Genomic DNA, 252 nt, shown 5'->3' with positions numbered 1-252 from the left:
GCCAGACCCTGGCCTCCACCACCTTCCAGAACTACTTCCGCCTGTACAACAAGCTGGCCGGCATGACCGGCACCGCCGATACCGAGGCCTTCGAGTTCCGCCAGATCTACGGTCTCGACGTGGTGGTGATCCCGACCCACCGGCCGATCGCGCGCAAGGACTTCAACGACCTGGTCTACCTGACCCAGGAAGAGAAGTACGCGGCGATCATCACCGACATCAAGCAGTGCCAGGCCCTCGGCCGGCCGATCC

Annotated in this window: 1 protein-coding gene; it reads left to right on the top strand. The window is 63.9% G+C overall.

Annotation, left to right across the window (positions count from 1 at the left end; translation table 11 throughout):
• Positions 1-252, top strand: a 252-nt coding sequence (locus ACLJNW_RS26975; protein ID WP_410961619.1) for a hypothetical protein, incomplete at both ends; no start/stop codon positions are given.

The organism is Salmonella sp. SAL4457, assembly GCF_046548235.1.
Taxonomy (GTDB): Bacteria; Pseudomonadota; Gammaproteobacteria; order Enterobacterales; family Enterobacteriaceae; genus Salmonella; species Salmonella enterica.
This window is presented reverse-complemented; position numbering and strand designations above follow the sequence as displayed.